This window comes from uncultured Modestobacter sp. (genome assembly GCF_947486615.1).
In the GTDB taxonomy this organism is placed as follows: domain Bacteria; phylum Actinomycetota; class Actinomycetes; order Mycobacteriales; family Geodermatophilaceae; genus Modestobacter.
On record NZ_CANKUD010000003.1, the window covers coordinates 496,842 to 505,775 of the forward strand.

Consider the following 8,934-nt stretch of genomic DNA (forward strand, 5'->3'; position numbering starts at 1 on the left):
CAGGTGCGGGAGGCCGTCTGCCGGCCACGTCACCGGGCCGTCAGCGGGTGATCTCCCAGGCCTCCCGCACGTCGTTGGCCGACAGCACCCGGTCGTAGATGCTCACGTGGGCCAGCGATCCGCCGAAGAACTCGCTGGTCGGCGTGGCGGGCCAGGTGTTGAGGTTGTCGAAGCCGATCCGCCAGTACCCGGTGATGGCCTCCGCCGCCGGTGCCCAGCCGGAGGCGACCAGCGCGCCGTCGACGTAGAGCCGCATGCCGCTGCCCGCGGAGAAGCTGGCGGTCATCAGGTGCCAGGCCCCGTCGTTGTAGGTGCGCGGGGAGGTCACCGTGTAGATGGTCCCGTTGTAGAGGCCGAACACCAGCTGCCCGGCGTTGGTCATGTACACGTGCCGGTCGTAGGAGCCGGACCGGTCGCCGTTGGTGCCGTTGCCGAAGCCGATGAGCTTCCCGCCCCGGCTGGTGCGGGTGTTGAACCACAGCTGGGTGGTGAAGGACTGCGGGTTCGCCACCGCCTGGGTGGTCCACAGGTACCCGGAGGAGCCGTCGAGGGTGACCGCCCGGGTCTCCCCGGCGCCACAGTTCGGCCCCCCGGGCTGGCTGGTCGCCGTGCCGCCGTAGGTCGCGTTGCCCGCCGCGCCGGTGGTGCCGGAGTTCCCGGCGATGGTGCCGGAGCGCTCCTGGAGGCGGTAGTAGTGCGTCGCCCGGTCGGCCGCGACGACGTCCGGGCAGGTCCAGTGTGCCGCGACCGGGAACGTGAGCGCGGGGCTGGCCGTCGTGTCGGAGAACGCCGCGCCGGCGCCCGGCACAGCCACGGCCACCAGGACGGCGGAGGCGAGCACGGCACCGCGGCGCAGCCCTCGGACGGCCGGACGGCGGCGGCGCCCGGTCGCGATCGGCGGAGCGGCCGGCGGGTCGTCCTCGGGACGGCGGTGCGCGACGGCGAGCGCCAGCAGGGCGAGCAGCCCCAGCCCGGTGCCGGCGAGCGGCAGCACCTGCCCCTGGGCGAGCCACACCGCGGGCTGGCCGACCAGCGGCAGCCCGAGGGTGACCACGCCGTGCACGGCCGAGGGGGCGACCAGCGACCCGTCCGCGGCCGCGTTGGCGTCGCCCTTGAGCTGGAGCCCGGCCGGCTGCACGCTGACCAGCCGGTGCAGCCGGAGCTCACCGGGGGAGTCGGGGTCGTCGACCAGCAGCACCTGCCCCGGCTCGACGACCGCGACCGCGACCGGCCGGACGACGGCGACGTCCCCGACGGTGAGGGTGGGCGCCATCGAACCGGACAGGACGACGCTGGACTGCCAGCCGATGACCACCGGCAGCACGGAGACCGCGAGCAGCACCGCGAGAGCGCCGAGCACCACGCGGGCCAGGGAGGTGAGGAGGAACGCCGTCCACCCCTGTCGCCATGCGGCGTGCGCCGGGGCCGGGAGGGTCGTGGTCATCGGTTCTGCGCCTCCCAGACGAAGGTGAGCCGCGCCGAGCCGCCCTTGACCCGCGCCGGGGCGCTGTCCGAGAGCGTGACGGTGAACTTGTAGGTGCGGGTCTCCGCCGTGGTGCCGCCCGCCGTGTCCCAGGGCAGGATGCCGCGGGCGTAGCTGCTGGCGAAGGACCCCATCGTGGTGCTCACCGTGGTGCCGGCGGAGCGGAAGCCGGCGCAGTCGGCGTTCACGCCGCCACCGGTGCCTGCGTCCCAGGAGAGCTGGAGGTAGCTGGCCAGGTCGGTGGTGCTCGTCCGGTCCCGGACGTAGAGCCGCACGGTCGCCGGCAGCGACCCGGTCGAGGTGACGATGACGCACTCGGTGACGCTGTCGCCCGGGCGCATCTCCGGGAGGCTGAGGGGCGCGATGCCCTCGATCTCGTTGGTCAGCGCGACCGTGCCGGTGCCGATGCTCGCCGGCAGCGCGGCGGTCTGGTCGGTGAAGCCGGCGTAGGCGCTCTGCCACAGCAGGGCCGCGGCGAGCACGAGCGCACCGGCCGTGGACACGACGATGCCCCGTCGCGTCGCGCGACGGCTGGGACGGCGCGGGCGCACCCTCGTCATGCCTGGCTCTCTCCGGGACTCCGGTGAGGTCGGCCGGCGGAGGCCACCTCGGAACCCCGGACGCTAGGTCCCCGCAGCGGCCAACAGAAGACAGATGGTCACCTGATCACTCCGCTGGGTGACGAGAAGGTCGTCGGAGTGACAGCCCTCCGGGTGGCCCGGTGACCCTGCGTCCGCGCGGGTCAGCCCCGGCCGGCCAGCCGCATCGGCAGGTGCGGGATGCCGTCCTCCAGGTAGTCCGGCCCCGACCGGCGGAAGCCGAACCGCTCGTACCAGGACTCCAGGTACGCCTGCGCGCCGATGTCGATCGTGCGGCCCTCGCACAGCTCGATGCCCCGCTGCACCAACTGCGCCGACAGCCCCCGCCCCCGGGCCTGGACCGCGGTGGCCACCCGGCCGATCGCCCGGTCCTCACCGTTCTCCAGCACCCGGATCGTCGACAGCACCGTGCCCTCGTCGTCGGCGAACCACAGGTGCACGGTGGTCGGCTCGACGTCCCGGCCGTCCAGCTCCGGGTAGGGGCACTCCTGCTCGACGACGAAGACGTCGACCCGCAGCCGCAGCAGCCCGTACAGCTCGGCGGGGGTCAGTTCGGCGAACCGGGCCGAGCGCAGAGAGGGGGCATCGGTCACGGCGTCATCCTCGCAACCGCTCAGGAGGCCGTCCGCCGCAGGTGGTCCCGATGCGCCAGCAACGCCCAGACGACGTGCCCGAGGTCCATCCGTTCCCCGCCGGCAGGCCATGCGTCGGGCAGTGGGGCGCCGGGCAGCGGGGCGTCGGACACGAGGGTCAGCGGCGGGCGCACCGCCTCCGCCGGCTCTCCGGCGAGGCCGGCACCGAAGGCCGGGTCGGGCGGGCCCCAGACCGGCTGCCCGCCCCGGTCATGGGCCACCAGCTCCCGCCCTCGACGGTCGAGCACGAGGCCCTCGTCGTGCACCAGGCCGTGGTCGACATCGCACAGCAGCACCATCGCCGACACGTCGGTGCGGCCGCCCAGCCGCCACGGGGTGAGGTGGTGGGCGTGCAGCCGCTCGATCCGGGTCTCGGTGCAGCCCGGCCGTGCGCAGCCGCCGTCGCGGGCCGACAACGCCCGCCGCTGCGCCCGGGTGGCCAGCCGTCGACGGCGTCCCAGGGCCAGCGGCTGACCGTTCCGCTCGACGATGACCGTCAGGGACGCCTCGCACACCATCCGCCGCACCTGCGCCGGTGCCAGCGCCGGCCCGCCCTCCAAGTGCGCCCGCCCGGCGGCGGCGTCGTCGGCCAGCACGTCGGCGTCCACGTGCACCACGACCTCCCGGCGGGGTGGGTCGCCCGCTCGCCGGCCGGTGTCGGCGGCGACCTCGGCCAGCTGGGCCAGCGCCCGGCAGCGCCGGGCACTCATCCGTTCCCGCGGGAACGTGTCGGGCTCGGCAGGGCAACCGGCCGTCCCCGTCTCGGTGGGCGTTGGGTCCGTGGGCGGCACCTCTCCGATCGGCGCCTCTGCGGCCGCCGCTGCTGCCCTGGTCGCTGCAGCGCGTTCCCGGCGGGCGTCCCGTTCCGCCAGCGACTCCACCGCGGCCAGCAGGGCCGCGCCGGACTCGCCGTCCATGCGGACCTGCAGCACCAGCATCCCGTCAGCGTCCCAGTGCCACTGGAAGGACCGCTTCTCCGCGACCCGGCCCTCGTCGACGGCGTCCGACCGGCGCCAGGCACGCACCACCCGCTCCACCTGGGACGCCGTGGCGTGCCGGGCGAGCTCGACCAGCTCCACCTCGGTGCCGGGGTCGGCCACCCGGCTGATCGCCCGCACCTTCGAGTACGACAGCCGGCCGGCGGCGAACGCCTCCGCCGTCACCGGCAGCGAGCCCAGCGCCCGGGCGACCCGGACGTGTTCCCGCGCGGCTCCGGGGCTCATGCCGCACTGCCAGGCCAGCCAGTGCGCACAGCTCTGGACGCCGACCTCACCCCAGCCCTCCCGGGCGTCGAACTCCGCCACCAGCCGCAGCCAGACAGCTGTCGCCGCCGCCAGCCGGACCGCCCCGGACCGGATCTCCCGGGCCAGTTCGGCCACCGACCGCTCGGCCGGCCGCGGCACGGACGCGCCATCGCCGTCCACGCCGTCCACGCCGTCCACAGCCACGCCGTCCACCGACCTGCCACCGACCGCCACGAGTGCACCCATGCCGCGATGCTGCTCCGGGGGTACGACAGAACCGCAGGTCAGCGGTCCAACGGCGTTCCCGCGGGAACGCCGGCGGGTCAGTCGCGCGCCGGTGTCGCGCCGTTGCCGTCGAGCGAGTTGCCGTCGAGCGGGACGCGGGTGACCGGCGCCGCCTCGCCCACGCTCCCCGCGGCCCCGTTGCCCAGCCGCTTGAGCATCGCGGCGACGTCCAGGCCGGTGAGGTCACCGGACAGCTGGAGGCCCTGGGCGACGTTCGCCGCGACCGACCGGCCGAGCGAACCGGCGCCGTCGGCGGAGATGACGGTCATCTTCTCCACCGCCGACAGCGGGGCCGAGGCCGCCGCGACCACCTCCGGGAGCACCTTGACCAGCAGGTCGAGGATCGCGGCCTCGCCGTAGTTGGCGAACGCCTCGGACCGGGCGTCCATCGACTCGGCCTCGGCCTTGCCGCGGGCCAGGATGGCGGCGGCCTCGGCAGCACCCTCGCGCTCGACGGCGTCGGCGATCGCCTGGCGGCGCTGCTTCTCCGCCTCACCCCGCTTGGCGCCCTCGATCGCCTCGGCCTCGGCCAGCGCCGACCGGCGGGCCCGCTCGCCCTCACCGGACAGCCGCGCCTGCTCGGCCGCGGCCTGGGCGGCGGCGATGGTGGCCTGCCGCTGGGCCTCGGCGGTGAGGATGGCGGAGTTCTTGCGGCCCTCGGCCTCCTGCTCCACCCGGTACCGCTCCGCGTCGGCCGGACGGCGCACCTTGGTGTCCAGCTGCGCCTGGGTCAGCGCCGCCGTCCGCTCGGCGACCTTCTCCTGGGCGGTCAGCACGTCCTGGTCCTGCGCGGCCTGGGCGAGCGGGCCGGCGGCGGCGGCGCGTGCCTTGGCGGCGTCGATCTCCGCGTCGATCTCGGCCTGCTTGAGCTGCAGCTGACGCTGGGAGACCGCGATCGCCTCGTCGGCGAGCAGCTGCTCCTGCTGGGCGGCCTGCCGGGCGCGGGCCTCGGCGATCGACGCCTCCTTGAGCACCCGGGCGGCCTCCGGGCGGCCCAGGTCGGCGAGGTAGGTGCCCTCGGCCTGGATGTCCTGCAGCTGGAAGGTGTCCAGCACCAGGCCCTGGCCGGTGAGCGAGGACTCGGCCTCCTCGGCGACGGCGGAGGCGAACGCGGCCCGGTCGCGGATGATCTCCTCGATCGTCAGCCGGCCCACGATGGAGCGCAGCGCACCGGCCAGCACCTCCGAGGTGAAGGTGTCGATGCCCTCCTGCTGGGCGAGGAACCGCTGGGCCGCGGCGCGGATCGCGCCCTCGTTGCCGCCGACCTTGACGATCGCGACGCCCTCGAGGTCGCACTTGACGCCCTGCAGGCTCACCGCGCCGCGGATGCCGACCGGGATGCGCCGGCTGGACAGGTCGATGGAGTGCAGCTTCTGCACCACCGGGAGCACGAAGACGCTGGCCCCCATGACGACCTTCTGCCCGGACATGTCCCGGCTGACCGCGCCGTCGGTGCCGGTGACCGAGCGGCCCTGCCGGCCGGTCACCAGGAAGGCCTGGTTCGGCCCGGCGACCTTGATCCGGGAGAGCACCAGCAGGACGAGCAGGAGCACGAGGACGGCGATGCCGCCGAGGGCGATGAGCAGGGTCACGGCTGGGTTCCTCCGGGGTCTGGGAAGAGGTCGGTCGTCTCCGCTGCCGTGGAGACGACCTGCACGGAGGTCTCCGTGAGGGTGTCGACGACGTAGACGGGGGTGCCCGCGGGCAACGGGACGTCGCTGCGCGCGTGGTACTTCAGCTGCTGGCCGGCCACGCCGAGCCGGACCTCACCGAGCCCGCCGGCGGGCACCGCGGAGAGGACGACCCCCTGGGCGCCGAGCAGCCGGTCGGCGGTGAGCGTGGGCTCGGTGGGCATGTCGCGGAGCAGCGCCGACAGCCGGACGGCGCCGGCGGCCAGCGGGAGCGCCACCACCAGCCCCGCGAGCAGGGCGAGCAGCACGGTGACGGCGCCGGGCAGGGCGGGCAGCAGCGCGGTGGCCGCGGCGCCACCGAACCCGATCCCACCGAGGAACGCGGCGATGGCGGGGAGGGAGAAGGGGCCGTCGGCGTCGATCGGGCCGATCTCCCCGATCTCGCCGGCCAGCAGCGCGACGACGAGCACGAGCAGGCCCAGCCCGCCGACGGCGAGGAAGGCCACGGCGATGGGGTCCACGTGCCCTCCTCCTGGGTCCGGCGCACAGAGTCGCAGGTCAGCGGCTCGTGATCAAGCCGGGCGGGCGCACCGGCCGCGGCGGGCCGGGCGCGGTGCTAGCGTCCCGGCCTGACACGGGGTGTCCCGCCCGGGACTGAGAGCACACCCGTCGAACCTGCTCCAGTTCGCACTGGCGAAGGGATGTCACGGCGTGGACGCCACCGCTCTGCGCGCCGCCGGCACGGCGCTGCGCGACTCCGCACCCCTGGTGCACTGCCTGACCAACACCGTGGTGCAGACGATCACCGCCAACGCCCTGCTGGCCATCGGCGCCGCCCCGGCGATGGTCGATGAACCCGCCGAGGCCGGGGACTTCGCCGCCGTCGCCTCCGCCGTCCTGGTCAACGTGGGCACGGTGCACCAGCGCACCGCGGAGGCGATGCGGCTGGCCGCCCGGGCCGCCGGGGAGGCCGGCCGGCCGTGGGTGCTCGACCCGGTGGCGGTCGGCGGCCTCTCCTTCCGCACCGAGCTCGCCGCCGACCTGGTCGAGCTGCGGCCCACCGTCGTCCGGGGCAACGCATCGGAGGTGCTCGCGCTGGCCGGCGCCGGGAAGGGTGGTCGCGGGGTGGAGAGCACCGACTCCCCGGAGGCCGCGCTCGAGGCGGCCCAGGAGCTGGCCCGCCGGACGCTGGGGATCGTCGCGGTCAGCGGGCCGGTGGACGTGGTGACCGACGGGGAGCGCGTCGTCCGGGTGGGCGGCGGGTCGCCGCTGCTGACCCGCACCACCGGCGCCGGCTGCGCGCTGGGTGGGATCGTCGCGGCCTACCTCGCCACCGCCGGTGACCTGATGACCGCCACGGTCGCCGCGCACGCCCACGTGGCGCTCGCCGCCGAGGCCGCCGCCGCGCGGGCCGCCGGGCCGGGCACCTTCGCCCCGCTCTGGCTGGACGCGCTCGACGCCGTGGACGGCGACGCCCTGGCCGCCGCCGACGTCCGCGACTCATGAGGGCCGGCTTCGACCCGACGCTCTACCTGGTCACCGACACGGTGCTGTGCGCACCGCGGTCGGTGCCGGAGGTGGTGGCCGGAGCGGTCGCCGGCGGGGTCACCGCCGTCCAGGTGCGGGACAAGACGGCGTCCCGGCGCGATCTGCTCGCGCTGGTCCACGCGGTGCAGGCGGTGCTGCCGCCGGCGGTCGCGCTGATCGTCAACGACGCGGTCGACGTCGCGGTGCTCACCGGCGCCGACGGGGTGCACGTGGGCGCCGACGACCTGCCACCCGGCGAGGCGCGCACGCTGCTGGGACCGGGCGCGCTGGTCGGCGTCTCGGTGGGCAGCGCCGCCGAGCTGGACGACGTGCTGGCCCTCCCCGCCGGCACGGTCGACCTGGTCGGGCTCAGCCCGGTCTGGTCCACCCCCACCAAGCCCGACGCCGGCGCGGCGCTGGGGCTGGACGGCACCCGGGAGCTGGCCGCCCGCGCCCGGGCCGGCGGGCTCACCTCGGTCGCCATCGGCGGCATCTCCGCCGGCACCGCGGCCGAGGTCGCCGCCACCGGGGTGGACGGCATCTGCGTCGTCTCCGACATCTGCACCGCGGCCGACCCGACGGCGGCGGCCCGGGCGCTGCGCACCGCGCTGAGCGGGGTGCCGGCGTGACCGCGGCCGTGGCGCTGACCATCGCCGGCAGCGACCCCAGCGGCGGCGCCGGCATCCAGGCCGACCTCAAGACCTTCAGCGCACTCGGCGCCTACGGCACGGCGGTGCTCACCGCGCTGACCGCGCAGAACACCCGCGGAGTCACCGGCGTGCACGGCGTCCCGGCCGGGTTCGTGGCCGAGCAGGTGCGCACCCTGCTGGACGACGTCACCGTGCACGCCACCAAGCTCGGGATGCTCGGCACCGCCGACGTGGTGCGCGAGGTCGCGGCGGTGCTGGCCGACCGCCCGGCCGGGCCGGTGGTGTGCGACCCGGTGATGGTCGCGACCAGCGGCGACCGGCTGATCTCGCAGGACGCGGTGGACGCCGTCCGCACCGACCTGCTGCCGGTGACCGACCTGCTCACCCCCAACGTGCCCGAGGCCGCCGCACTGCTGGACGTCGCGCCCGCGACCACCGTCGACGAGCTCGCCCCGCAGGCCACCGCGCTGCTCGCGCTGGGGCCGGCCGCCGTGCTGCTCAAGGGCGGGCACCTGGGCGGTGACCACTCCGTCGACGTGCTGGTCACCGCGGCCGGGGTGGTGGAGACCCGCCGTCCCCGGGTGGCGACGACGGCTACGCACGGCACCGGCTGCACGCTGTCCTCCGCCCTGGCCGCGCTGGCCGCCCGCGCCCGGCTGGCCGGCGACGAGCCGGACTGGGCGCCGCTGGTCGAGGGCGCCCGGGACTACCTGCAGGCGGCGCTGGTCGCCGGGGGCGAGCTGGGCGTCGGCTCCGGGCACGGCCCGGTGCACCACTTCGCCGGCCGCTGGTGACCGGCTGAGGGCTCGGTAGCGTCAGGCAGCGTTGAAGTTTGGTGCGGTGATCTTGAAGGTGATGGCGTTGGGTGGGCTGGTGGTCTGAC

General features: G+C 75.7%; 9 protein-coding genes and 1 riboswitch. Of the genes, 3 read left to right on the forward strand and 6 right to left on the reverse strand.

The window, feature by feature from the left end; translation table 11 throughout:
* Nucleotides 1–40: 40 nt before the first annotated feature.
* The 6 genes from Q1A09_RS08590 to Q1A09_RS08615 all read right to left on the reverse strand — a co-directional run bounded on the left by Q1A09_RS08590 (nt 41) and on the right by Q1A09_RS08615 (nt 6,395).
* The gene (locus Q1A09_RS08590) at nt 41–1,444 is read right to left on the reverse strand and encodes a signal peptidase I (RefSeq protein ID WP_299953574.1); all 1,404 of its coding nucleotides are present in this window, start codon (nt 1,442–1,444) and stop codon (nt 41–43) included.
* Nucleotides 1,441–2,043 (reverse strand): hypothetical protein, encoded by a 603-nt coding sequence (locus tag Q1A09_RS08595; RefSeq protein WP_299953576.1) that lies wholly within the window; start codon nt 2,041–2,043, stop codon nt 1,441–1,443. The genes Q1A09_RS08590 and Q1A09_RS08595 overlap by 4 nt, the downstream gene beginning before the upstream one ends.
* A gap of 182 nt (nt 2,044–2,225) precedes the next feature.
* Nucleotides 2,226–2,675, reverse strand: coding sequence for a GNAT family N-acetyltransferase (locus tag Q1A09_RS08600; protein ID WP_299953577.1), 450 nt, complete (start codon nt 2,673–2,675; stop codon nt 2,226–2,228).
* Nucleotides 2,676–2,695: 20 nt separating this feature from the next.
* Nucleotides 2,696–4,204: an HNH endonuclease signature motif containing protein gene (locus tag Q1A09_RS08605; protein ID WP_299953579.1), complete on the reverse strand. Its 1,509-nt coding sequence runs from the start codon at nt 4,202–4,204 to the stop codon at nt 2,696–2,698.
* A gap of 77 nt (nt 4,205–4,281) precedes the next feature.
* A complete protein-coding gene (locus Q1A09_RS08610) occupies nt 4,282–5,835 on the reverse strand; it encodes a flotillin family protein (protein WP_299953581.1) in 1,554 nt (517 codons plus the stop codon).
* Nucleotides 5,832–6,395: an NfeD family protein gene (locus Q1A09_RS08615; RefSeq protein WP_299953584.1), complete on the reverse strand. Its 564-nt coding sequence runs from the start codon at nt 6,393–6,395 to the stop codon at nt 5,832–5,834. Before Q1A09_RS08615 ends, Q1A09_RS08610 begins: the two co-directional genes overlap by 4 nt.
* Before the next feature lie 104 nt (nt 6,396–6,499).
* A riboswitch (TPP riboswitch) is annotated at nt 6,500–6,593 on the forward strand.
* On the opposite strand from Q1A09_RS08615, the gene thiM reads away from it, so the two are divergent.
* From thiM to thiD, 3 genes are all read left to right on the forward strand, one after another.
* Nucleotides 6,586–7,380: a hydroxyethylthiazole kinase gene (gene thiM, locus Q1A09_RS08620; RefSeq protein WP_299953586.1), complete on the forward strand. Its 795-nt coding sequence runs from the start codon at nt 6,586–6,588 to the stop codon at nt 7,378–7,380. It overlaps the preceding riboswitch by 8 nt.
* Entirely contained in the window at nt 7,377–8,030 is a 654-nt protein-coding gene (gene thiE, locus Q1A09_RS08625) for a thiamine phosphate synthase (RefSeq protein WP_299953589.1), read from the forward strand. Before thiM ends, thiE begins: the two co-directional genes overlap by 4 nt.
* Nucleotides 8,027–8,845 (forward strand): bifunctional hydroxymethylpyrimidine kinase/phosphomethylpyrimidine kinase, encoded by an 819-nt coding sequence (thiD, locus tag Q1A09_RS08630; protein ID WP_299953591.1) that lies wholly within the window; start codon nt 8,027–8,029, stop codon nt 8,843–8,845. Before thiE ends, thiD begins: the two co-directional genes overlap by 4 nt.
* Nucleotides 8,846–8,934: the final 89 nt, after the last annotated feature.